This is a genomic window from Stenotrophomonas sp. TD3, from assembly GCF_001939825.1.
Lineage (GTDB): Bacteria > Pseudomonadota > Gammaproteobacteria > Xanthomonadales > Xanthomonadaceae > Stenotrophomonas.
On record NZ_MOYM01000001.1, the window covers coordinates 1,607,201 to 1,630,588 of the forward strand.

Annotated in this window: 22 protein-coding genes; 10 read left to right on the top strand and 12 right to left on the bottom strand. The window is 68.2% G+C overall.

Going from position 1 to position 23,388, the window contains the following annotated elements:
- Positions 1-14: 14 nt before the first annotated feature.
- Positions 15-410, bottom strand: a complete 396-nt coding sequence (locus BKE09_RS07640) for a diacylglycerol kinase (protein ID WP_014036025.1) — start codon at positions 408-410, stop codon at positions 15-17.
- 213 nt (positions 411-623) lie between these two features.
- On the opposite strand from BKE09_RS07640, the gene BKE09_RS07645 reads away from it, so the two are divergent.
- Positions 624-1,325: an SGNH/GDSL hydrolase family protein gene (locus BKE09_RS07645; protein ID WP_075675336.1), complete on the top strand. Its 702-nt coding sequence runs from the start codon at positions 624-626 to the stop codon at positions 1,323-1,325.
- A 375-nt stretch (positions 1,326-1,700) separates the two neighbouring features.
- Here BKE09_RS07645 and BKE09_RS07650 read toward each other — a convergent pair whose 3' ends face one another.
- From BKE09_RS07650 to BKE09_RS07660, 3 genes are all read right to left on the bottom strand, one after another.
- Positions 1,701-2,972 carry a HAMP domain-containing sensor histidine kinase gene (locus BKE09_RS07650; RefSeq protein WP_014036023.1) on the bottom strand — a complete coding sequence of 424 codons (1,272 nt, stop codon included), beginning with the start codon at positions 2,970-2,972 and terminating at the stop codon, positions 1,701-1,703.
- 155 nt (positions 2,973-3,127) lie between these two features.
- Positions 3,128-3,841 (bottom strand): response regulator transcription factor, encoded by a 714-nt coding sequence (locus BKE09_RS07655; protein ID WP_002811889.1) that lies wholly within the window; start codon positions 3,839-3,841, stop codon positions 3,128-3,130.
- Between the two features lie 88 nt (positions 3,842-3,929).
- The gene (locus tag BKE09_RS07660; RefSeq protein WP_075675337.1) at positions 3,930-4,574 is read right to left on the bottom strand and encodes an arylesterase; all 645 of its coding nucleotides are present in this window, start codon (positions 4,572-4,574) and stop codon (positions 3,930-3,932) included.
- A 75-nt stretch (positions 4,575-4,649) separates the two neighbouring features.
- On the opposite strand from BKE09_RS07660, the gene BKE09_RS07665 reads away from it, so the two are divergent.
- From BKE09_RS07665 to BKE09_RS07680, 4 genes are all read left to right on the top strand, one after another.
- A complete protein-coding gene (locus tag BKE09_RS07665) occupies positions 4,650-5,297 on the top strand; it encodes an ATP-binding cassette domain-containing protein (protein ID WP_075675338.1) in 648 nt (215 codons plus the stop codon).
- The gene (locus tag BKE09_RS07670; RefSeq protein WP_075675339.1) at positions 5,294-7,810 is read left to right on the top strand and encodes an FtsX-like permease family protein; all 2,517 of its coding nucleotides are present in this window, start codon (positions 5,294-5,296) and stop codon (positions 7,808-7,810) included. Before BKE09_RS07665 ends, BKE09_RS07670 begins: the two co-directional genes overlap by 4 nt.
- A gap of 68 nt (positions 7,811-7,878) precedes the next feature.
- On the top strand, positions 7,879-8,232 hold the full coding sequence (locus BKE09_RS07675) for a DMT family protein (RefSeq protein ID WP_049444405.1): 354 nt from the start codon (positions 7,879-7,881) through the stop codon (positions 8,230-8,232).
- 2 nt (positions 8,233-8,234) lie between these two features.
- On the top strand, positions 8,235-8,720 hold the full coding sequence (locus tag BKE09_RS07680; RefSeq protein WP_075675340.1) for a hypothetical protein: 486 nt from the start codon (positions 8,235-8,237) through the stop codon (positions 8,718-8,720).
- An 81-nt stretch (positions 8,721-8,801) separates the two neighbouring features.
- On the opposite strand, the gene BKE09_RS07685 is transcribed toward BKE09_RS07680, so the two are convergent.
- The 5 genes from BKE09_RS07685 to BKE09_RS07705 form a co-directional block, all read right to left on the bottom strand.
- Entirely contained in the window at positions 8,802-9,737 is a 936-nt protein-coding gene (locus BKE09_RS07685) for a DUF6607 family protein (RefSeq protein WP_075675341.1), read from the bottom strand.
- A 73-nt stretch (positions 9,738-9,810) separates the two neighbouring features.
- Positions 9,811-10,410 carry a Hemin transport protein gene (locus BKE09_RS07690; RefSeq protein WP_075675342.1) on the bottom strand — a complete coding sequence of 200 codons (600 nt, stop codon included), beginning with the start codon at positions 10,408-10,410 and terminating at the stop codon, positions 9,811-9,813.
- A gap of 4 nt (positions 10,411-10,414) precedes the next feature.
- Positions 10,415-12,571, bottom strand: a complete 2,157-nt coding sequence (locus tag BKE09_RS07695) for a TonB-dependent hemoglobin/transferrin/lactoferrin family receptor (RefSeq protein WP_075675343.1) — start codon at positions 12,569-12,571, stop codon at positions 10,415-10,417.
- 189 nt (positions 12,572-12,760) lie between these two features.
- Positions 12,761-12,955 (bottom strand): hemin uptake protein HemP, encoded by a 195-nt coding sequence (locus BKE09_RS07700; protein ID WP_005412278.1) that lies wholly within the window; start codon positions 12,953-12,955, stop codon positions 12,761-12,763.
- A gap of 243 nt (positions 12,956-13,198) precedes the next feature.
- A complete protein-coding gene (locus tag BKE09_RS07705) occupies positions 13,199-14,170 on the bottom strand; it encodes an aldo/keto reductase (RefSeq protein ID WP_075676630.1) in 972 nt (323 codons plus the stop codon).
- Positions 14,171-14,363: 193 nt separating this feature from the next.
- Between BKE09_RS07705 and BKE09_RS07710 the strand changes: the two genes are divergently transcribed.
- The 5 genes from BKE09_RS07710 to BKE09_RS07730 all read left to right on the top strand — a co-directional run bounded on the left by BKE09_RS07710 (position 14,364) and on the right by BKE09_RS07730 (position 19,322).
- Positions 14,364-15,662, top strand: coding sequence for a nucleoside transporter C-terminal domain-containing protein (locus tag BKE09_RS07710; RefSeq protein ID WP_049444396.1), 1,299 nt, complete (start codon positions 14,364-14,366; stop codon positions 15,660-15,662).
- A 25-nt stretch (positions 15,663-15,687) separates the two neighbouring features.
- Positions 15,688-16,653: a ribokinase gene (locus BKE09_RS07715; protein WP_075675344.1), complete on the top strand. Its 966-nt coding sequence runs from the start codon at positions 15,688-15,690 to the stop codon at positions 16,651-16,653.
- A gap of 149 nt (positions 16,654-16,802) precedes the next feature.
- On the top strand, positions 16,803-17,234 hold the full coding sequence (locus BKE09_RS07720) for a hypothetical protein (RefSeq protein ID WP_075675345.1): 432 nt from the start codon (positions 16,803-16,805) through the stop codon (positions 17,232-17,234).
- A 147-nt stretch (positions 17,235-17,381) separates the two neighbouring features.
- Positions 17,382-18,377 carry a tRNA dihydrouridine synthase DusB gene (gene dusB / locus BKE09_RS07725; RefSeq protein WP_075676632.1) on the top strand — a complete coding sequence of 332 codons (996 nt, stop codon included), beginning with the start codon at positions 17,382-17,384 and terminating at the stop codon, positions 18,375-18,377.
- Between the two features lie 117 nt (positions 18,378-18,494).
- Positions 18,495-19,322: a class I SAM-dependent methyltransferase gene (locus tag BKE09_RS07730; protein ID WP_075675346.1), complete on the top strand. Its 828-nt coding sequence runs from the start codon at positions 18,495-18,497 to the stop codon at positions 19,320-19,322.
- A 179-nt stretch (positions 19,323-19,501) separates the two neighbouring features.
- On the opposite strand, the gene BKE09_RS07735 is transcribed toward BKE09_RS07730, so the two are convergent.
- The 3 genes from BKE09_RS07735 to BKE09_RS07745 form a co-directional block, all read right to left on the bottom strand.
- Positions 19,502-20,560, bottom strand: coding sequence for a metal-dependent hydrolase (locus BKE09_RS07735; protein ID WP_075675347.1), 1,059 nt, complete (start codon positions 20,558-20,560; stop codon positions 19,502-19,504).
- A 157-nt stretch (positions 20,561-20,717) separates the two neighbouring features.
- A complete protein-coding gene (locus BKE09_RS07740) occupies positions 20,718-21,518 on the bottom strand; it encodes a UDP-2,3-diacylglucosamine diphosphatase (protein WP_014036008.1) in 801 nt (266 codons plus the stop codon).
- Positions 21,515-23,230: a lysophospholipid acyltransferase family protein gene (locus BKE09_RS07745; protein ID WP_075675348.1), complete on the bottom strand. Its 1,716-nt coding sequence runs from the start codon at positions 23,228-23,230 to the stop codon at positions 21,515-21,517. The genes BKE09_RS07740 and BKE09_RS07745 overlap by 4 nt, the downstream gene beginning before the upstream one ends.
- Positions 23,231-23,388 lie beyond the last annotated feature (158 nt).

Consider the following 23,388-nt stretch of genomic DNA (forward strand, 5'->3'; position numbering starts at 1 on the left):
GGGGGAATGGGGTTTCAGCCGTAGCTGCCGGCCAGCGCGTGCGGAACCACGACCAGCGCCCAGCACAGCAGCACGTTCATCATCAGCACGAACACCGCCGCCGAGCCCATGTCCTTGGCGCGGCCGGCCAGCTCGTGGATCTCGCTGCCGTAGCGTTCGATCACCGCTTCGATGGCCGAGTTGGCCAGCTCCATCGCCAGCACCAGCAGCATCGAGCCGATCAGCAGCGCGCGTTCGACCGGGGTCTGGCCCAGCCAGATCGCGACCGGAGTCAGCATCACCAGCAGGTACACCTCCAGCCGGAACGAGGACTCGTGCAGCCAGGCGGCGCGCAGGCCCTGCCAGGACCAGCGGGCGGCCTGGAAGATGCGGCGCGGGCCGCGGGGCATGTGGCCGAACTGATCAGCCACGGGTGGAACATCCAGCAACAGGGGCGCGGCGCAGCGACCGCTCAGACGCACGGCAGGGAATCATGGGTGCACAGGAATAGGCAGATGGCCGCCATTTTGCCACAAGGCCGCCAACCGCACCCCGCGCCGGCCCGCTGAACGGCCTGCCAGGGGCAAGCACCGGGCTGGGCCGTGCTCCTATGATGGAAGCCCCCTTGCCTGCTGGAGCGCCTGATGTCCCGTCGCCGTACCTGCCTGCTGATGCTGGGCCTGCTGACTGCCGCACCGCTGGCCCAGGCCCTGAGCCCGGCCAGGCCGCCGCAGGTGCCCGAACAGGTCTCCAACGTGGCCTGGGCCGGCGACATGGCCCGCTTCGCCAGCGCCGACCAGTCCAACCCGCCGCCGCGCGGTGGCATCGAGTTCATCGGCAGCTCCTCGATCCGCTTCTGGGAGAGCCTGGCCACCGACTTCCCCGGCCAGCCGGTGTTCAACCGCGGCTTCGGCGGTTCGGAAGTGCGCGACAGCACCTGGTATGCAGACCGCATCGTGGTGCCCTATGCGCCGTGCAAGGTGTTCTTCTACGCCGGTGACAACGACCTCAACAGCGGCCGCAGCGCCGTGCAGGTGCGCGACGACGTGGTCGCCTTCGTGCAGCGCGTGCATCGCGACCTGCCGAAGACCAGGGTGGAGTACCTGTCGATCAAGCCGAGCCCGTCGCGCGCGCACCTGCTGCCGGCGATCAACGAAGCCAACACGCTGATCAAGGCCGCGCTGGCCAAGCTGCCCAATACCGGCTTCACCGACATCTACACGCCGATGCTCGGCGCCGATGGACAGCCCGACGAGACGCTGTTCCGCGAGGACATGCTGCACATGACCCCGGCGGGGTATGCGATCTGGACCAGGGCGTTGGCGCCGAAGGTGAAGTGCGATTGACGCAGGCGTGCGTCGGGCATGGCCCGGCGCTGCCGCAACTTCATCCACGCATGGCGTGGATCTACTGAATTCATCCACGCATGGCGTGGATCCACTGCGGATCGCGGGGAACTGTCGAAGGCGGGGCGGTGTGGGTGTGCAGGACCGTTGGCGCCATGGATGGCGCCATCGAGCCCCCATGGGTGAGGGCGCTTTGCTTGCGAAGCACTGCTTCGCAAGCGCCCGAACGCCCAGCCGCCAGCGGCTGGGCCGGACCCCGGAGGGGGATTTACGGCGTGTCCTGCACACCCACGCCGCCCCGCCACTCCTCGGAATGCCCGCTTTTGATGTTGATGTTGCCTCGGCGGGTGCCGGGCGCAGCCCGGCCAAAGCCCTCTACCGGAAGATCACCGTGGCTTCGGTGCCCTTGCCCGGCTCGCTGGCCAGGCTGACCTTCCAGCCGAAGCGGTCGCACAGCCGGCGCACGATCGACAGGCCCAGGCCGGTGCCCTGCGGGCGGCTCGGCTCAGCACGGTAGAACGGTTCGAACGCGCGCGACAGCGCTTCAGCGGACATGCCGATGCCGGTATCACGCACCACCACCCGGTCATTGAGCACCTGCACGTCGATGCGCCCTTCGTCGGTGTAGCTGCAGGCGTTGCGCACCAGGTTGCTGACCACCACCTGCAGCACCCGCGGCGGCGCGTGCAGCTGCACCGGGCCTTCGCTGTGCAGGTGCACCGACACCGGCCGGTTGCCCAGCAGCTCGTTGGCGTTGTCCACCTCGTAGCGGACGATGTCGTTGACGTCGAACAGCTCGATCTGCGGTTCGACGTCGGCCTCGCGGGCCAGGATCAGGAACGCATCGATCACCGCCTCCATGTCACGGCCGGCACGCTGGATGCGCTGCAGGCTGCGGCGCAGGCGCGGCTGCAGGGTTTCATCGCCCAGGGCCATGTCGCTGGCCACGCGGATGACGGTCAACGGCGTGCGCAGCTCGTGGCTGGCATCGCGGGTGAAGTTGCGCTCGCGGGCCACATGCGCGCTGACCCGGTTGGCCAGCGAATGCAGCGCGGCCGCCAGCTGCCGGGTCTCGCCCTGCATGTCCGCCGGCAGCTTGTTCGGCTCCAGGTCGGCCGCCTCCGGGTGGCCCGGGTCCCAGCGCGACACGCGCCGCGCCAGCCAGTTCACCGGCGACACCAGGCGCTTGGAGGCCCGGTAGGTGACCCAGCTGGCGCCATACACCGCCAGCAAGGTCAGCAGCACCGGCACGATGCCGAACCAGAAGGCCAGCATTTCCGCGCGCGAACGCAGGAATACCAGGTACAGGCGGCCGGCCGGGCGCACATCGACCAGCACCAGCTGGTCATCCTTGGGCAGCTCGTGGAAACCGGGCTCCAGGTTGCGCAGGTTGGCCGGCAACGACAGCGCAGACTGCCCGCTTTCCAGCAGGTAGCCGCGGATGTTCTGGGTGTTGGGTGGCGGCTGCACGGGCGACGCCTCGTGCAGCGTCCAGTAGTACGCCGCTTCCTCGCGCAGGGCCGCGCCGACCAGGCTGTGCTTGATCACCAGCGAGACCAGCCAGGCACCGAGCAGGATGCCCAGGCTGGCCAGAACTGCCTGCAGGATGAAGGCGATACGGATCTTGCGCGGCAGGCCGTGCGGCATTGCGGGGTCCCGGTCAGAGCGCTGCGATTATAGGCAGCGCACCGCGCCGTAGTCGTGCACGGACGATGACCGGCGACAACGCCGGCCGGTCATCCCCTGCTCCGTGCATGGCCATTGCCCGGCCGGCCTTGCAGCTGCACCGGCACGGGCCTCGATCAGGCCATCGGCTGGGCAATATCGGCAATGCGGTAGCCGGCGCTCTGCACGGTGTGCAGCAGCGGACGGTCGAACGGCTTGTCGATGATCTTGCGCAGGTTGTACAGATGGCTGCGCAGGGTGTCCGAATCCGGCAGGCCATTGCCCCAGATCTCGCGTTCGATCTCCTGGCGGGTGACCACGCGCGGCGATTCGCGCATCAGGATGGTCAGCAGGCGCAGGCCGATCGGCGACAGCTGCAGCTCGGTGCCGGCACGGGTCGCCCGCATGCTGACCGGGTCGAGCACCAGATCGGCCACCTTCAGCACCTCCGAACCGACCTGGCGACGTTCGCGACGGATCAGCGCGCGCAGGCGGGCTTCCAGCTCCTGGATCGCGAACGGCTTGGTCAGGTAGTCATCGGCGCCGAAACCCAGGCCGGTGAGCTTGTCGTCCAGGGTGTCGCGTGCCGTGAGCATCAGCACCGGTGTGGACTTGCGCGCATCGTTGCGCAGGCGACGGCATACTTCGATGCCATCCAGGCGCGGCAACATGAGGTCGAGCACCACGACGTCATAGCTGTTCTCCGCCGCGAGGCGGTAGCCATCCAGGCCGTCCTGTGCATAGTCGACTTCGAAGCCGCGACCTTCCAGGTATTCCCCGATCATCTCGGAGATATTGCGGTTGTCTTCGACCACCAGCACCAAGCCGGAAGTCTCCTTCGTCTGACGCATGTGATTCCCTCTAACTTCAGCTTTGTGAAACATGCCGGATCGACGGTGGACGTGATGTGAAGTTCCGTCAAGAGGAAATCAAAACGATTCAGAGCAGCGGCCTGAGCAGCGGCCAGACATTGTCCAGCACCTTCGGCTGCGCCTGTGCCGTGGGGTGCAGGCCATCGGCCTGCATCATGCCCGGCTGCAGGGCCACGCCCTCCAGCAGGAACGGCAGCAGCGGCACCTTGTACTGCGTGGCCAGCGCCTTGTAGGCCGCTGCCAGGCGCTGGCGATACGCCGGCCCATAGTTGGGCGGTACGTCGATGCCCAGCAGCAGCACCTTGGCACCGGCCTTCTGGCTGGCCTGCACCATCTTCTCCAGGTTGCCCTGCACCTGCGCCGGGGTCAGCCCGCGCAGCGCGTCATTGCCGCCCAGCGCGATCACCACTACGGTCGGCTTTTCCCTCGCCAGCAGGTCCGGCAGGCGGGTCAGCGCGCCGGCAGTGGTTTCCCCGCTCATGCTGGCATTCACGATGCGCGCCGGGGTTTTCGACTGCTGCCTGACCCGCTGCTGCAGCAGGCTGACCCAGCCGGCGTCGACAGGGATATTGTGGGCAGCACTGAGGCTGTCGCCGAGCACCAGCACGGTGCCGGCCGGACCTTTGGCACAGGCCAGCCCGGGCAGCAGCAGGAACCCTAGCAGCAGCACCATCATCGCGCCGGCTCGCCGGCTCCATCCCGTCTTGCGCATTGGAGTCTCCTCATCGACAGCCTGTCCCCCCGCAGCGCGCCCGTCGCCATCGCCGTCGACCAGGTCGGCAAATCCGTGCAGGGCCCGGAGGGTGAAGTCCACATACTGGACAACATCACCCTGACCGTCCATGAAGGGACCAGCGCGGCCATCGTCGGCGCCTCCGGTTCCGGCAAGACCACCCTGCTCGGCCTGCTGGCCGGGCTGGACCAGCCCAGCCGCGGCCGCATCGCCCTGTCCGGCCAGGATCTGGGCGATCTCGATGAAGAGGCGCGCGCCCAGCTGCGCGCGCGCGAAGTCGGCTTCGTGTTCCAGAGCTTCCACCTGCTGCCGGCACTGACCGCCGCCGAAAACGTCGCACTGCCGCTGGAACTGGCCGGGCGCGAGGACCGCGCGCGGGTGGACGAGGTGCTGGCGCAGGTCGGCCTGGCCCATCGCGCCCGCCACTACCCGCGCCAGCTGTCCGGCGGCGAGCAGCAGCGCGTGGCGTTGGCACGTGCCTTCGTCACCCGCCCGCGCATCCTGTTCGCCGACGAACCGACCGGCTCGCTGGACCACGCCACCGGCCAGCACATCAGCGACCTGCTGTTCGAGCTCAATGCCGGCAGCGGCACCACCCTGGTGCTGGTCACCCACGACCTGCGCCTGGCCCAGCGCTGCCAGTACATCCACCGCATCGACGACGGCCGCCTGTTGCCGGTCGAGCGTGGGGCCCAGGCATGAACGTGCTGCGGCACGCGTGGCGCGCGCTGCGCCGCGAGGCCCTGGCCGGCGACCTGCTGACCGTGTTCGCCGCGCTGGTGCTGGGCGTGGCGGTGATGACCGCCGTAGGCACGCTGGTGAACCGGGTCAACCTGGCGCTGACCGGCAGCGCGGCGGAAATGCTCGGCGGCGACCTCGGCATCGCCGCGCGCGATGACCCGCCGCAGGCGTTCGCCGACGAGGCACAACGGCGTGGACTGGCCTACACCCGTATCGCCAGTTTCGGCAGCGTGCTGTTCAACGGCGATGCCAGCCAGATGGCCAGCATCAAGGCCGTGCAGGCGGGCTACCCGCTGCGCGGCACGCTGCGGGTACGGGCCACGCCCGGCGGTGCGTTGATCGCCGATGCCGGCATGCCGCCCAAGGGCCAGGCCTACGCCGACCCACGCCTGCTGCAGGGGCTGGGGCTGAAGGCCGGCGATGACCTCGAATTCGGCGCCGGCACGCTGCGCATCGCCGGCATCATCGAGGCCGAGCCGGACAGCGGCGGCGACCTGCTGACGCTCTCGCCGACCCTGCTGGTCAACCGCGCCGATGTTGAAGGCACGGGACTGCTCGGCCCCGGCAGCCGCATCAACTACCGGCTGATGTTCGCCGGCGCGGCGGAGCCGATCGCGGCGCTGCGCCAGTGGCTGCTGCCGCAGGTGAAAGGCCTGCGCCTGCTGAGCGTGGACGACACCCAGCGTGGCGTGCGCCAGGCCTTCGACCTCGCCGGGCGCTTCCTCGGCCTGAGTGCACTGCTGGCCGTGCTGCTGGCCGGTGTGGCCACGGCGCTGGCGGCCAACCGCTTCGCACTGCGCCGCATCGACCAGGTGGCGATCCTGCGCTGCCTCGGCGCGCGCCAGCGCGACATCCTGCTGGGCCTGGCGCTGCAGCTGCTGATGCTGGCGGTACCGGCCTGTGCGCTCGGCATCGGCCTGGGCATGGCCGCGCAGGAAGGCCTGGTGCAGGTGCTGGGCAGCCTGGTGCCGCAGCGGCTGCCGCTGCCCGAGGCGATGCCTGCGCTGACCGGCGCTGGCATCGGCCTGTTGCTGCTGTTCGGCTTCGGTCTGCCGCCGCTGCTGCGCCTGCGCGGGGTGCCGCCAATGCGCGTGCTCAACCGTTCCTTCGCCGCGCTGCCGCCGGCCTCGTTGCTGGCCTATGTGGCGGCGTTGGCCGCCAGTCTGCTGCTGGCGGTGCAGGTCACCGGCGACCTGAAACTGGCGCTGTGGGTGCTGGGCGGCCTGGCCGCACTGGCGGTGGCAGCCGGTGGGGCCGGCTTCGTGCTGCTGCAACTGCTGCGCGGCCTGCAGCACCGCCTGCATGGCAACTGGCGGCTGGGCCTGGCCGCGCTGACCCGACGCCGGCTGCTGGCGGTGATGCAGCTGGTCGGGCTGTCGCTGTCGCTGTGCGCGCTGTTGCTGCTGGCAGTGACCGGACCCGGCCTGCTGCAGCAGTGGCGCGAGCGCCTGCCCGCGGATACCCCCAACTACTTCCTGATCAACATCCAGCCCGAGCAGCGCGACAGCGTGCTGGCCACGCTGCGTGGACTGGGCGCCAATGACGCCAGCATCGAACCGATGGCCACCGGCCGCCTGATCGCGATCAACGGCAAGCCGCCGCTGCGCGTGGACCGCTCGCCTGAACAGAACGGGCAGCCGGCGTCCAGCGAGGCCCAGCGCGACGACGATGACGAGAACCGGCCGTTGAACTTCAGCTGGCGCAGCACCTTCCCGCCGGCCAACACGCTGGTCAACGGCACCTTCTGGAAGGCCGACAGCACCGCGGCAGAGGCGTCGGTGGAAATCGGCTGGGCCAAGCGCTACGGCGTGTACCCGGGCGACCGCATCAGCATTGCAGTGGGCGAACAGGAACGCGAATTCACCGTGACCAGCGTGCGCAAGGCCGACTGGAACACCTTCCGGCCGAACTTCTTCGTGCTGCTGAACCCGAATGCGGTGGGCGACACCCCGCACAACCTGCTGTCCGCGTTCCATCTGCCGGCCGGCAAGGCGGCCGGACTGGGCGAGCTGGTACGCGCGCAGCCGAACCTGTCGCTGCTGGACGTGGACGCAGTGATCTCGCAGGTGCGCGATGTGATGGAACGGGTGGCGCAGGCGGTGCAGCTGGTGATGGTGTTCAGCCTGCTGGCGGGCGTGCTGGTGCTGCTGGCCGCGCTGCAGGCCACGGCCGGCGAACGCCGCTACGACAGCGCGGTGCTGCGCACGCTGGGCGCGACCCGGCGCCAGCTGCGCGGCGCGGTGCTGGTCGAGTTCGGCGCGCTGGGCACGCTGGCGGCGTTGCTGGCGGTGGGCGCCGCCGCCGCCATCGGCGTGGTGGTCTCGCAGAAAGTGTTCGAGCTGCCGTTGCTGCCGCCGTGGCCGGGCCTGCTGATGGGCGGCGTGGCCGGCATCGGGTTGAGCCTGCTGGCCGGCTGGTGGGGCACGCGGACGATCCTGCATACGCCGCCGGCACTGGCGCTGCGCGAAGCCTGACGCGGCCATGACACCCACGGGGTGGGGCCGGCGCTATGCTGCGCGCCCCACCCCACGAGATCGCCCGGATGCCCGGCACGTCGTTCGCCGCTTACCTGTACCCGGTGTTGCTGCTGCTCGGCAGCAACATCTTCATGACCTTCGCCTGGTACGGCCACCTGAAGTACAAGAGCGCGCCGCTGATGATGGTCATCCTGGTCAGCTGGGGCATCGCCTTCTTCGAGTACTGCCTGCAGGTGCCCGGCAACCGGCTGGGCAGCGCGGTGTATTCGGCGCCGCAGCTGAAGGGCATGCAGGAGGTGATCACGCTGCTGGTGTTCGCGGTGTTCTCCGCGTTCTACCTGGGCCAGCCGCTGAAGTGGAACCACTACGCCGCGTTCGGATTGATCGTGGTGGCGGCGTTCCTGATGTTCAAGGAATAGCAATGAGACACGGCTTCTGCCTGCGCGCGCTTCTCGTCGGCGTGCCGCTGCTGTTGGCGATGCTGCCCGCATGTGCCCGCACTGCGGTGGGCCATGTCCCGGACCCGGTGCAGGCCTTCGTGCTGGAAACGGTGCTGGCCGATGAGGTGCGCGCTTTCCATGAGGGCCGCCAGACCTATCTGGTTCCCGCCGATGCAGCGCACGCGCGTGGTGATGCCGAGGTGCTGGCCGACCTGCGCGCGGAGTTCGACCGGTTCTACCGGGGGCAACCAACGCCGAGAAAGGAAGTCGCGCACATGGCGATCCTGGTCGCGCAGACCGCGCTGCTGCTGCCCGACCCGCAGGCGTGCAGCACGGACCGCGCGCGCTGCAGCGACGCCATCATGGGCGTCCGCACACGCGATGACGAGGCGAGCCTGCAGGCCACCCTGCGTACGTTCCAGGACGCCGGGCTGGACCTGACCACGCTGGGTGGACCGGTGTCCTGAGTGCGAGGCAAAGGTCAGTAGATCCACGCCATGCGTGGATGCGGTGCCGGGCAAACCCGGCACCCACCGGCACCGTGGCGATCAGCCTTCCTTCGGTGCCTTCTCAACGTACTTGGCGAACACCTCGTCGATCTGCGTGTCCTTCACCTTCTTGCCGGACTGGATCTCTTCAGCCTGGGTGAACAGCGGGATGATCATCGCCATGCCATCGAGCTTGGTCTTCAGGTGCACGCCCGGGGCCTGGCCGAGGAAGCCGTCCCAGCGCTGGCGCACCTTGGCCCAGTAACCGGCGGTGGCCTTCCAGTAGTCGCGGGCCGGAGTGAAGTCGATCTCGGTGGTCTTCACGTAGTCGTTGAAGCCGAACTCGCGGGCGATCTCCACCTGGCTGCCGTCGGCGTTGCGCTGCACCTTGGTGTTGAACTGCTCGTGGGTCCAGCCATTGGGCGTGAGCGTGTGGCGGTTGACCACGGCCAGCGCGTTGTAGTCGCTGCGCTTGGTGTATTCACGACGCGGCAACGGGCGCCAGCTGAGGTCGCTGGTCCAGGTCGGCACGTTGTTGGTGTAGGTCCAGGTGCCGGTGCCGCAGTAGCGCGGTGCATCGCTCACTTCGTACACGCACTGGGTCCAGGCGCCCTTGTTCACGGCCGCCGGAATGCTGCGCACCTGCCAGGTCTGGTCGGCACTGAACTCGAAGCGGTTCGGCGCTTCGTAGACCCAGTCCTGGCGCCAGTGCTTGGTGATGTGGCCGCTCTTCTCGTCCAGCAGCAGGTGCTGCAGCACGATGCGCCTGGGGGTGTCCTCGACCACGATGACCAGCTCGTTGCCGCCGCTGCGCATCGCCGGCGCACGCTCGTAGCCGGGCTTGAGCAGCACGGTCTCGTCGAAGGCGAAATCGACGGTGTATTCGCCCTGCATGGCAAGGATGCTGTCGTGGTCGCGGGCGATGTCGGAGGGCTGCGCGCCGGCCGCGCCGCTGGCGGCGAGCAGCAGCATCGCGCTGGCTGTCTGGAACTTCATCAGGGTCTTCCTTCGGGGTTGCAGGGTCGTTGAGAGGCCATCCGTGGCCGTCGGGCGTTCCATCAGGAAAGGATCACAGGCGGATCAGCGGCAGGTCGCCGGGAACCTGCGGTGTCGGCCGGCGTGCAGCGTCGGCGCAGCAGCAATCGTCGATCGCCAGCTCGCCTTCGGCACCTTCCAAGCGCGCGATGCGACGCGCGGTGGCTGCGCCCAGCGAGGACAACGTCGACAGGCTTGCAGCGAGGGTGCGGCCATCGTCGGCGGCATGCAGGCGCAGCGTGCACAGGCGCCAGCGCTGGCCGCCGAGGTGCCCGGCCAGGCGCCGCCACAGGCGTTCGCCGACACTGCCATCGCTGTCATGTTCCGGGCCCGGCGGCAACGCCGCGACCAGCCGGTCCCAGGCCAGGAAATCGCTGTCGGGCAGCAGGTACAGGCGCCACACACAACGGCCGCGGGCATCGAGGAAACACAGGCTTTCGCGCACGCCCTCGCTGTCCACGCCCTGGCAGGCATGCACGCGTACTGCCTGGCGCCAGCCACCGAGCTCGTTGCCGTCAGCCCGGTACAGGCACAACACGGTGCCGAGCGTGGCCAGCTGCGCCGGCGTCGGCCAGGCCGCGCTGCCCTGCGCGGCGATGGCGTCGTTCCTGCGTGCGGACAAGGCTCGGCTCATGAGGTCACCAGGAAACGGCAAGGCTTGCGGAGAGGGTGCGGCCCGGGCTGGTATAGCGGTCCAGCACGCGGCTGGTCGGCGACAGCGTCGAACCCACGTTGGACCAGTCGATGTAGCGCTTGTCGCCCAGGTTGAACACGCCGACGTTGAAGGTCGCGCCCGGGGCGAAGTTCCAGTGCGCCATCAGGTCGGCCACGCCGTAGCCGGCCGGGCGGTACACCGTGGCCGCAGTGACGCGGTCCTTGCGCTTGACGAAGGTACCGGCCAGTTCGACGCCCCAGGTATCGGTGTCGTACATCAGGCCGACGGTGCCACGCAGCGGGTCGACCGAATCCAGCGGCGTGTCTTCGGTCTTGTTGTCACCGCGCGACCAGGCCACCGAACTGCGCAGCGCCCAGCCCTGCAGCGCCGGGCTGATCTGGCCGAAGTCGACGCCGGCCTTCATCTCGGCACCGTAGATGCGCGCATCGGCGATGTTGCGCGACTGGAACACCATCAGGCCCTGTGCGTTGGTACCGACCAGCGACTGCGACTCGATGAAGTCCTTGTACTCGTTGTAGTAGCCGCTGACGCTGACGTAGGCCGCCGGCGACAGGAAGCGCAGGCCCAGTTCCATGCCGTCACTGGTTTCCGGCTTCAGGTCCGGATTGGGAATGGCGGTGTAACCGAAGGCGAAGTTGGTGAAGCCCAGGTTGACGTCGTTGTACGGCGGCGAGCGGAAGCCATGCGAGTAACCCGCGAACAGCGACCATTCGTCGGTGAAGCGATAGACCATGCCCAGCTTCGGCGACACGCTGGTCTTGGTCAGCTTGGCCACCGCAACGCCGGGGTTGTCTTCGGCGAAGATGCTGTCCACCTCCGGCTTCAGTTCGTAGCGGTCCACGCGCACGCCCGGCACCAGCGACAGCTTGCCGTTGGCCATGCGCATCTCATCCTGTGCGTACAGGCCCAGCTCGGTGGTCTTGCTGATCGGGAAATCGCGCACCGGGAAGGCGTCGGGCAGGATGGTGGTGCTGGTCTGGCCATTGGCCAGCACCTGGTAGCCGTCGCGCTTCTGGCGGATCTCGGTGCGCGCGCCCTCGAAGCCGTAGGTCAACGCGTGCTCGACGCTGCCGGTGCTGAACGCCTTGTTGAACTGCGCCTGCAGGCCGTACACGCGCTGGTCGAAGTTGAACTCGCGGTGGCGGCGGCTGCGGTTGGCGCGGTCCTCATCGGTGATCTGGGTGGTTTCACTGTGCTGGGTATACAGCTGCCAATGCAGGCTGTCGGCGAAGCCCTTGTCCAGCGCATCCATTTCATGGGCGAACGACACGCGGGTGCGGTTCTGCGTGTCGCGTGCCTTCATGCCAGTGGTGGTGGTGCGGTCGATCGAGGACAGCACGTTGGTATCGGTGTTGTCTTCGTTGCCTTCCACGGTCAGCCGGAAGCGCTGGTCCTCGCTGGGTGCATAGACCAGCTTGGCCAGGCCACTGCGGCCATCGCGGTCCTGCGGGTTGGGCGCGGTGCGGGTGTTGTCGAGGCTGCGCACGTCGCCCTTGTTGCCGGTTTCCTGGCCCTGGCGATGGTTGATGTTGACCATGCCGCTCCAGTGTTCGCCGCCGAACGCACTGGTGACGCCGCCGAGCAGGCCTTTCCACTCGCCGTCATAGCCGAACTTCAGGCCGACGTAGCTGTCCTTGCCGTCCTTCAGGTAATCGGCCGGATCCTTGGTGACGAAGGCAACCACACCACCGAGCGCATCGGACCCGTACAGCGAGCTGGCCGGGCCGCGCACGATCTCCACGCGCTTGAGCGTGTCCAGGTCGGTGAAGTTGCGGTTGGCGTTGGAGAACGAACCGATATTGAAGCTGGTCGGCATGGCGATGCCATCGGTCTGCACACGCACGCGGTTGCCGTCCAGGCCACGGATGCGGATGCTGCCGAGGCCGAAGCGCGCGGCGCTGCGGCTGACCGACAGGCCCGGCTCGTAGCGCAGCAGATCCTTGATGTCCTGCACCAGGTGCCGGTCCATCTGCTCGCGGTCGATGACATCGACGGTGGCCGCCACATCGCTCACCGCCCGTTCGGTACGGGTGGCGGTGACCTGCACGCGGTCGAATTCGCGCGCATCGGGTGCGGCGGAGGCCGCGGCAGCAGCATGGGCGGACAGCGGCAGGGCCATCCAGACGGCAAGGCAAAGGGCGGTAGGGCGGGTCATCGGGTTCGTTCGGTCAGGCAGGGGAACCCCCGGTTACCGGCACACCCGGAAGGTGCACGCGGTAGACCGAGGGGGAGAGAGCGGGAGCGGACGGGTCGCCCACCCTGTCGGCGCAGCCGGCAGGAGGGAGGGGGGCGGGCGACCAGGCCGCGATTACTTGGTCAGGATCAGCTTGTCGTTGCTGGTGTGCCGCAGGCGGTAGAAGCGATCGCCGTGCTGGATCAGGATTTCACGACGGCCCTTGAGCAGGGCTTCGCTGTCGATGACCTCTTCCGGCGGAACGACACGGACCGGACGATCGCGGAGGGTCAGCGTTTCGGGGCGCAGCAGTACAGGTTGAGCATTCATGAGCATCTGGACTCGTGCGAGGGACGAGTTAAATGATAATGATTCTCAGTTGACAATCAACAACCATTCTCAATTTCATTGATGAGATTAATGATCGAATTCGAAAATTCGATAGACCTCATCAATCAGAATGGCGTAGCGCCCTTGTAGCGTCGAGCCATGCTCGACTGCTCTTGGCGCCGTCGCCTGGGAACTCCCGCGCTGCGCGCGGAGTCGAGCATGGCTCGACTCTACAGAGAGCTGTCAGGCGAAGACGGCTTCGACCTGCGCCCAGCCGGCGGCGTCAACCTGCTCCAGCACGTCCAGCGCCTGCAGGTTCTGCAGCAGCTGGCTGACCCGGCTGGCACCGAGGATCACGCTGGAGACGTTCGGGTTGCGCAGGCACCAGGCGATGGCCAGCGTGGCCGGGGCGTGCCCCAGTGCGCGCGCCACCTCGCTGAAACGGCGCACCTGGGCCAGGCGGGCCCCAGCGTCGTCACCCAGCACCAGCGCCTGCAACCATTCCATGCCCTCGCGGCCCAGCCGCGCGTCGGCCGGAATGCCCTGGTCGTACTTGCCGCTCAGCAGGCCCGAGGCCAGCGGCGAGAAGATGGTGGTGCCCAGGCCGGCACCGGCATACAGCGGCGCGTACTCGACCTCGACCCGTTCGCGGTGCAGCAGGTTGTACTGCGGCTGTTCCATCGACGGGCCCTGCAGGTTGCGCGCCTCGGCGATGTCCAGCGCCTGCTGGATCTGCACCGCCGACCACTCCGAGGTCCCCCAGTAGAGGATCTTGCCCTGCCGCACCAGGGTATCCATGGCATGCACGGTCTCGGCGATCGGCGCGTCCGGATCCGGGCGATGGCAGTAATAAAGGTCCAGGTAATCCACCCGCAGGCGCTTGAGCGCAGCGTGGCAGGCGTCGGTCACATGCTTGCGCGACAGGCCGCGCTGGGTCGGCCGCGGGTCCTTGGCGCTGCCGAAGAACACCTTGCTGGAGACGCAGATGCCGTCGCGCGGCAGGTGCAGGTCGGCGATCACATCACCCATCACCTGTTCGGCGCGGCCGTTGGCATAGCCCTCGGCGTTGTCGAAGAAGTTGACGCCATGGTCCCAGGCGGCAGCCACCAGGTTGCGGGCCTCGTCGCGCGGGATCTGGTCACCGAAGGTCACCCAGGCGCCGAAGGACAGGGCGGAAATCGGCAGGCCGGTGGAGCCCAGGCGACGGTATTGCATGCGAATCTCCTGCTGCGGGCCCGCATCCGGGCCGGGATCGAGCCCCATTCTACCTGCCGCCGCCGGCCGCAAGCCCTTGCCGTTGCTGGCCTGATCGGTACCGATGGGTGCGCGCACGCTGCTTTTTCTTGCCCCGGCCCCTGCCCTGCACTAGGCTTCCCGTTTTTCGCGACGCCCCAGGGGAGTCACTCACATGGTCGAAGGTTTGGGCAGGATCGGCTTCGGCCTGTTCGGGTTGGCGGTGCTGATCGGCATCACCTGGTTGTTTTCCAACAACAAGCGTGCGGTTGACTGGAAGCTGGTTGCCACCGGTATCACCCTGCAGATCGCGTTCGCGGCGCTGGTGATCCTGGTGCCGGGCGGGCGCGACGTGTTCGACGCGCTGGGCAAGGGCTTCGTCAAGGTTCTCAGCTTCGTCAACGAGGGCTCGGGCTTCATCTTCGGCTCGTTGATGGACACCAAGAACTACGGCTTCATCTTCGCCTTCCAGGTGCTGCCGACCATCATCTTCTTCTCGGCGCTGATGGGGGTGATGTACCACCTCAACGTCATGCAGGCGATCGTGCGCGTGATGGCGTGGTCGATCACCAAGGTGATGCGCGTGTCCGGCGCGGAAACCACCAGCGTCTGCGCCAGCGTCTTCATCGGCCAGACCGAGGCGCCGCTGACCGTGCGCCCGTACATCGCCAAGATGACCCAGTCCGAGCTGCTGACCATGATGATCGGCGGCATGGCCCACATCGCCGGCGGCGTGCTGGCGGCCTACGTGGGCATGCTCGGCGGTGGCGACCCGGCGCAGCAGGCCTTCTACGCCAAGCACCTGCTGGCGGCGAGCATCATGGCCGCACCGGCCACCCTGGTCGTGGCCAAGCTGCTGATCCCGGAAACCGGTACCCCGCTCACCCGCGGCACGGTGAAGATGGAAGTCGAAAAGACCTCCAGCAACATCATCGACGCGGCCGCCGCCGGTGCCGGTGACGGCCTGAAGCTGGCGCTGAACATCGGCGCGATGCTGCTGGCCTTCATCGCCCTGATCGCGCTGCTGAACGCCCCGCTGACCTGGATCGGCGATGTGACCGGCCTGGCCGCTGCCATCGGCAAGCCGACCAACCTGTCGACCATCTTCGGTTACGTGCTGGCCCCGATCGCCTGGGTGATCGGCACCCCGTGGGCTGATGCCACCACCGTCGGTTCGCTGATCGGCCAGAAGGTCGTGATCAACGAGTTCGTGGCCTACACCGAGCTGTCGCAGATCGTGAACGGCCAGGTGGCCGGCGTGAGCCTGTCCGAGGAAGGCCGCCTGATCGCCACCTACGCGCTGTGCGGCTTTGCCAACTTCAGCTCGATCGCGATCCAGATCGGCGGCATCGGCGGCCTGGCGCCGGAACGTCGCCACGATCTGGCCAAGTTCGGCCTGCGCGCGGTGCTGGGCGGTACCATTGCCACCTTCATGACGGCGACCATCGCCGGCGTGCTGACGCACTTCAGTTGAACCCTTGGTTGAGAAAAGATTCCCTATGAGCAGCAGTGTCGTTGTCGTCGGTTCCTTCAATGTCGATCACGTGTGGCGGTGCGAGTCGCTGCCGGCACCGGGTGCGACCATTGCCGGCCGTTACAGCACCGGCCCCGGTGGCAAGGGCTTCAACCAGGCCGTGGCCGCCTGCCGCGCCGGCGCCGACACCCACTTCGTGTGCGCGTTGGGCGATGACGCCGGTGGCGCCACCGCGCGCGAACTGGCCGCACAGGATGGCTTCGCGCTGATCGCCGAGGCCAGCAGCGAGCCGACCGGCACCGCAGGCATCTACGTCGATGCCCGTGGCCGCAACACCATCGTGATCGGCCCGGGCGCCAATGCCGCGCTGAGCACCGACTTCCTGCAACAGCAGCAGGCCCTGCTGACGGCCGCCAAGGTGGTGCTGGTGCAGCTGGAATCGCCGGTACCGACCATCGAAGCGGCGCTGGCCACGGCCCGCGAAGCCGGTGTCACCACGGTGCTCAACACCGCACCGGCCGACGCACCCTCGACCATTGGCCTGCTCAAGCTGGCCGATGTGATCACCCCGAACGAGACCGAGTTCGCCGCCCTGCTCGGCCGCCATGTCGGCGAGCGCGTGGAAGCCAACGACGTCGCCGCGCTGGATGGCGCCAGCCTGCACGCGCTGTGCCGCAAGCTGGTCGGCAACGGTACCGTGGTGGTGACCCTGGGTTCGGTGGGCGTGTTCGTGTCGCATGCCGATGAGAACCTGCGCGGCGATACCCAGCCGTACTACCGCGTGGGTGCCGAACAGGTGCAGGCCATCGACACCACCGGTGCCGGTGATGCCTTCAACGGTGCGCTGGCCGCATCGCTGGCGCAGGTGGCCGACGCCCCGTTCTCCCGCCACGTGCGCTTCGCCAACCAGTTCGCCGGCCGTTCGACCGAGAAGGAAGGTGCCGCTGCGGCGATGCCGCGCTTCACCCCGGCTGATTCCGAAGCAAAGTAGATCCACGCCATGCGTGGATGAGAGGGCCCGGGTGTGCAGGCACCCGGGCCTTTCTTTTGCCCATTTCCCAGCGGCTGCGACCGCCTGTCGCATTGCCCACACCCTGCCCCTCGCCCACCATCCGCGCAGCTTCCTTGCACGGGCAGGACATGGACGGATTCCCCTGGTTGCTGGTTGCGGCCGCCGGCAGTGCCACTGCGGCCCTGCTGCATATCGGCTGCATCGCCTTCGGCGCCGCGTGGTACAGGTACTTCGGTGCTGGCCCGCGCATGGTCCGGCTGGCACAGGCCGGGCATTGGTGGCCGCCGCTGATGACCGCCGGCATCACCGCCGTACTGGTGGCCTGGACCCTGTATGCACTGGCAGCCGCGGGCTGGCATTCGCCGCTGCCGGGCAGCCGCCTGGTCCTGCCCGGCATTGCTGCATTGCTGCTTCTGCGTGCGGCGATGGGTTTCGGCCTGGCGCTGTTCCGGCCCGGCTACAACGGCGCGCGCTTCTGGGCGGTCAGCTCGCTGGTCTGCCTGGGCCTGGGGCTGGCTTTCGCCGTGGGGACCCGCCAGGCCTGGCAGAGCCTGGGGTAGCCGCCCACCATCGCCCGCCCCTGGGGGCGGCGGAAGCAACCGTCAAGCATCTGCTGATGCCGGTACGGCATGAGGTCGGTGCCGATCGGCCTGAACCGGACCGTGCCCGACACGGCCGTACCGTCGCCCGCGCCCTACAATGGGCGCATGCAGATCGGCCCGTACACCATTGCCCCCAACGTCGTGCTGGCGCCCATGGCCGGCGTCACCGACAAGCCCTTCCGCCTGCTGTGCAAACGGCTGGGTGCGGGACTGGCCGCCTCGGAAATGACCATCAGCGACCCGCGCTTCTGGAACACGCGCAAGTCCATCCATCGCATGGACCATGAGGGCGAACCGGCACCGATCAGCGTGCAGATCGCCGGCACCGAGCCGCAGCAGCTGGCCGACGCCGCGCGCTACAACGTGGACCACGGCGCGCAGATCATCGACATCAACATGGGCTGCCCGGCCAAGAAGGTGTGCAACGCCTGGGCCGGCTCGGCACTGATGCGCGACGAACAGCTGGTGGCGCGCATCCTCGAAGCCGTGGTCAACGCGGTGGACGTGCCGGTCACGCTGAAGATCCGCACCGGTTGGGATTGCGACCACCGCAATGGCCCGGTGATCGCCCGCATCGCCGAGGCCAGCGGCATCGCTGCGCTGGCCGTGCATGGGCGCACCCGCGACCAGCATTACACCGGCCAGGCCGAGTACGGCACCATCGGCGAGATCAAGGCGGCGCTGCGCATCCCGGTGATCGCCAACGGTGACATCGACTCGCCGCAGAAGGCCGCGTACGTCCTGAAGGAAACCGGCGTGGATGCAGTGATGATCGGTCGCTCCGCGCAGGGCCGGCCGTGGATCTTCCGCGAGGTGGCGCACTACCTGGCCACCGGCGAGGAACTGCCGCCGCCGTCGCTGGCGGAAGTGCGCGACATCCTGCTTGGCCACCTGCATGCGCTGCATGCGTTCTATGGCGAGCCGCAGGGGGTGCGCATCGCGCGCAAGCACCTCGGCTGGTACGCCAAGGACCGGCCGGAGAACGCCGCCTTCCGCGCAGTGGTCAACCGCGCCGAAGACCCGCAGAGCCAGATCGCACTGACCACCGAGTACTTCGACCGCCTGATCGCCGGGGAACCGGCGTTGTCATCTGCTGCCTGAGCGTATTGCCACGCCGTCGAGTCGAGCTTGCTCGATTCCTCAAACCGTAGCGTCGAGCTTGCTCGACTGAATTCCCGGAGCCGTCGAGCACGCTCGACGCTACAAGAGCCCGCCCCCATGACCCCGCCGATCTCCTCCCCGACCTACCTGCACGGATTCTCCGGCACCGAACAGCAGCGCCTGATGACCCAGGCCCGGCTGTTGGAATCGAGCATCTTCGGCCAGATCGACTACAGCGGCGCGCGGCGCCTGCTGGAAGTCGGCAGCGGCGTCGGCGCACAGACCGAGATCCTGCTGCGCCGCTTCCCCGAGCTGCACGTCACCGGCGTGGACCTGAGCGAAACGCAGCTGGCCACCGCCCGCGAGAACCTGGCGCGCACGCCGTGGTGCAGCGACCGCTACACCCTGCAGCAGGCCGACGCCGGCGAGCTGCCGTTCGAGGCACGCAGCTTCGACGCGGCGTTCCTGTGCTGGGTGCTGGAGCACGTGCCGTCACCAGCACGCGTACTGAGCGAAGTGCGCCGCGTGCTGGCGCCGGGTTCACCGGTGTACATCACCGAGGTGATGAATGCCTCGTTCCTGCTCGACCCGTATTCGCCGCATATCTGGCGCTACTGGATGGCCTTCAACGATTTCCAGTACGACCACGGGGGAGACCCGTTCGTCGGCGCCAAGCTGGGCAACCTGCTGCTGGCCGGCGGCTTCCGCGACGTGCATACCGAGATCAAGACCATCCACCTGGACAACCGCGAACCGGCCCGTCGGAAGACGATGATCGCGTTCTGGGAGCAGCTGCTGCTGTCGGCCTCCGACCAGCTGCTGCAGGCCGGCTCGGTGGACGAGGAAACCGTGGAAGGCATGCGCCGCGAGTTCCGCCTGGTGCAGAACGACCCGAACGCGGTGTTCTTCTATTCGTTCGTCCAGGGCCGCGCCACGGTGTATTGATCCGTACGGTGTTGATTCGGTAGAGCCACGCCATGCGTGGCTGCCTTCGCCGATGCCCACGCCATCCACGCATGGCGTGGATCTACGGGTGCGACACTGCGCTGCCGATGGAGGCAGTAGAGCCACGCCATGCGTGGCTGCCTTCGCCGATGCCTACGCCATCCACGCATGGCGTGGATCTACGGGTGCGCGGCACCCGTCGCGGAGGCTGCCGGCTCCTGCCAGATCCGCTGCCACATCGCGGCCAGGCGGCGACCAGCGTCAGCGCGCGCGGCAGGACTGCTGTAATCCACGCGCACCTGCTCGGGCGTGATCGCCCGCCACTGCCCATCAGCCTGTTCGGCCACGACGAAGTTGAAGGTGTAGTCCGGCTCCAGGCCCATGCGCAGGTCACTCAGCACCAACCGGCCGTCAACCACCTGCGCACGCATGAAGCCACGGTTGAACCACTGCAGCTGCTGCACCGCCGGAATGGCCTGCGCTTCGCGCAATGCCTGCACGTTGGACGCATGGCCTTCGAACCGCATCGGCCCGTGGTCGGCCATCAGCGAGCGGTCACCCACCACGTAGCCATTGGGCGTCATCGCCACCACCCGCCACAGCAGGGTGTTGAACGGCATCGGTACCGAGAAGCGCGGCGCATCGCCCAGGCCCATCGCGGCCAGGCTCTGCTGTGCGGCACGGTCGACCTGTGCCTTTGCGATCAGGCCCCAGCCCAGATAGCCACTGCTGAGCAGCAGGGCCACGCCCAACACCTTGCCCGCCCAGGGCCGGGCGCGACCGAACCAGGCCAGTGCGCAGCCCAGCAGCAGCCACACGGTGTAGCCCGGATCGATGATGAAGACGCTGGAACCCATGGTCGGGTGTGGCCGCAATGGCCACCACAGCTGTGTGCCATACACGGTGAACGCATCGAGCAGGGGATGAGTGACCAGCGCCAGCTGGATCGCCCAGAACCAGCGCACCGGCGACTGCGCGACGCGGCCGTTGCCGAAGCGCTTGAACAGCCACCAGATCAGAGCAGCCACCCACGGCAGCACCAGCAGTGAATGGCTGAAGCTGCGGTGCTCGATCATGTTCGCCACCGGGTCGGCGGCGGTGAAACCAAGCCACAGGGCATCGAGGTCCGGCAGGGTGCCAAGCGCGGCACCGGCCAGCAGGGCCGCACGGCGATGGCCGGGCGGGGCGATGGCAGCGGCGACGGCGCCACCGAGCACGATCTGGGTCAGGGAGTCCATGGGCCGATGCTAGCGGCTTGTGGGGACGCCGTCTCGATGGCACACCTGCTGAAGAGCGCCGCTCGCGCTTTTTTGTAGCGTCGAGCCATGCTCGACTGCGGTACGCGGGGCAGTCTGAGAAGAGCAGTCGAGCATGGCTCGACTCTACAAGAGAGGGTCAGGCCGCTTGCTTGATGCGCGCGCCCGGCAGTTCCACCAGCGTCTGGCCGTTGTGGTCGAGCAGGCGCAGCGCGCCATCATGGTCTTCGGCCAGTGCGGTCAGGCTCTCCACCCAGTCGCCGTCGTTGGCGTAGACCAGGCCATCGCGTTCGACCAGCGCCGCGCGGTGGATGTGGCCGCAGACGATGCCGTCCAGGCCGCGCCGACGCACGTCATCCAACCCGGCCTGCACGAAACGCTCGATGTAGCGTTCGGCGGCACCACTGCGCTTCTTCAGGAACTCCGACAGCGACCAGTAGCGCATGCCCAGCCGGCGCCGCACGGCGTTCAGCGCCTGGTTGCCGGTCAGGATGCGGTAGTACAGCCAGTCGCCGAACTTTTCCTGCAGGCCGCCGAAGTGGGTCACGCCGTCGTAGTCGTCGCCGTGCGCGACCAGCAGCCGGCGGCCATCGGCAGTCACGTGGATGGCGCGGCGGCGCACCTGCATGGCCGGCAGCATCAGCCCACATACGTGGCGCAACGATGCGTCGTGGTTGCCGGGAATGTAGATGATCTCGGTCCCGGCACGGCGCAGCGCGTGCAGGGCCTGGATGACTTCGCTGTGCGACTGGCGCCAGTTGGCGCGGCGATGCGCCATCCACCACAGGTCGATGATGTCGCCGACCAGGTACAACCGTTCGCAGCGCAGCTGCGAGAGGAACCGCGCCAGCTCGGTGGCATGGCAATGACGTGAGCCCAGGTGCACGTCGGAGACGAACACTGCGCGCCGGTGCGGCGACAGGTTCGCCAGCGTGCTCATGCCGGCGTCCCCGCGTCGCGCAGGTAGCGTTTGCGCTTGTTTGGCCGTATCGCACACAGGTCCACTTCGATCAGGCCATCGATCGAATCACTGAAGTCAGGGTCGACGCCGAAGGCGAGGAAGCGCGCGCCGCCGGGTTCGCACAGATCGGTGTACTGGCGGTACAGCGTCGGCACGCCCGTACCCAGTGCGGCCAGGTTGGCCTTGAGCACATCGAACGCGGCACCTGCATCCAGCTCGCCGAAACTCGGCGGCGCGGCGAAGTACTGGAAGGGGCGGTTCGATTCGGCCAGTCCCGCGGTACCGCTGTAGTAGCGCTGGTAGTACGCCACCAGCTGCTCGCGTGCATCACGCGGCAGCGCCGCGCTGATCGACACTGCGCCGAACAGGTAGCGGATGCCCGGCCGGCACTGCAGGTAGGCACCGATGCCCTGCCACAGGTAATCCAGGCTGCGGCTGCCCCAGTAATCGGGCACCACAAAGCTGCGGCCCAGTTCCAGGCCTTCGGCAATGTGGGTGATGGCATCGTCGGAATAGCGGAACAGCGACGCGCTGTAGAGCCCGGACAGGCCGTGCCGGGCCAGGGCCTGCGCACCGCGCATGATGCGGTAGGCACCGGCGACGCGCTGCGCGGCGGCGTCCCAGATCACGATGTGCTCGTACTGCGGATCGTAGTCGTCCAGGTCGCGGCTGCGCCCGGTGCCCTCGCCCACCTGGCGGAAGGTCAGCTCGCGCAGGCGGCCCAGCTCCAGCAGCAGCGGCGAATCGGCGGTACAGGTCGCCAGCAGGATCTGCTTGCCGTCGGCGGTCTGGCCCAGCTGGGTGGCGGCAGCGATGCCGGCGGCGACCTGCGAAGGTGGCACCGGGGACGCCAGCGGCTCGGGGCCTGCAACAGCAGCGGCATCGCCCGCCGCCCCGTTACGGCCCAGCGCATACAACGCGCGGCGCACCGCCAGCAGCTGTGCGCCCGGGTCGCCGCCCTTGCCCAGCTGCATCGGCTCACCGATGCTCAGCCGCAGCGGACGGCCACGACGGGTGAACATCTCGCGCGCCAGCAGCGCGGTACCGGCCGGCTTGAACAGGGTCGAGGCGCCGTAGAACAGTGCCGAGTTGCGCGCCTCCACCCGCACCGGCAGCACCGGTGCACCGGCCGCGCGGGCAAAGCGGACGAAGCCGCGCTGCCAACGGCCGTCGCGGATGCCGCGCAGCGACAGCCGCGAGACCTCACCGGCCGGGAACACGATCACGCACTGCTCGGCGGCCAATGCTTCCTCGACGGCATGCAGGCTGCCGCGCTGCGCCTTGCCACCGAGGATGCGCACCGGCAGCAGCAGGTCCTGCAGTGGCGCGATCGCCCCCAGCAGGTCATTGGCCACGATCCGCACGTCGCGGCGGATGCGGCCGACCGCGTCCAGCAGTGCGAGGGCATCCAGTGCCCCGGAAGGGTGGTTGGCAACGATCAGCAGGCGGCCGGTGGCCGGGATCTTCGCCAGCGCGGCCGGGTCCACCTGGTACTGGCCGTCGATGAATTCCAGGCCGGCGGCGACGAAACCGAAGCCACGCAGGCCTGAGCTGCGCTGCAGGAAGGCTTCGATCTGGTCCAGCCGCGACCAGCGACCGACGCTGCGCAGCAGTGGCCGCGCCAGTTGGCCACGACGGCCATGGAACCAATCGGGGAAGCGTTGCTGGAGACGCTGTTCAAGTTCCTGCATGGCAGATCCACTCATGCCCGGCGGCCGGATTGGCCGACAGCCTGCGCCCGGCAGGCGGCAGCCAGATGGCGGTTTTGGGGCAGAACGATGACGGCCGGACAGCCGCTGCCGGGCGTTGCGGCCCGCGCAGTCGGGGCCGGTAGCAGCCCGGTGCGTTG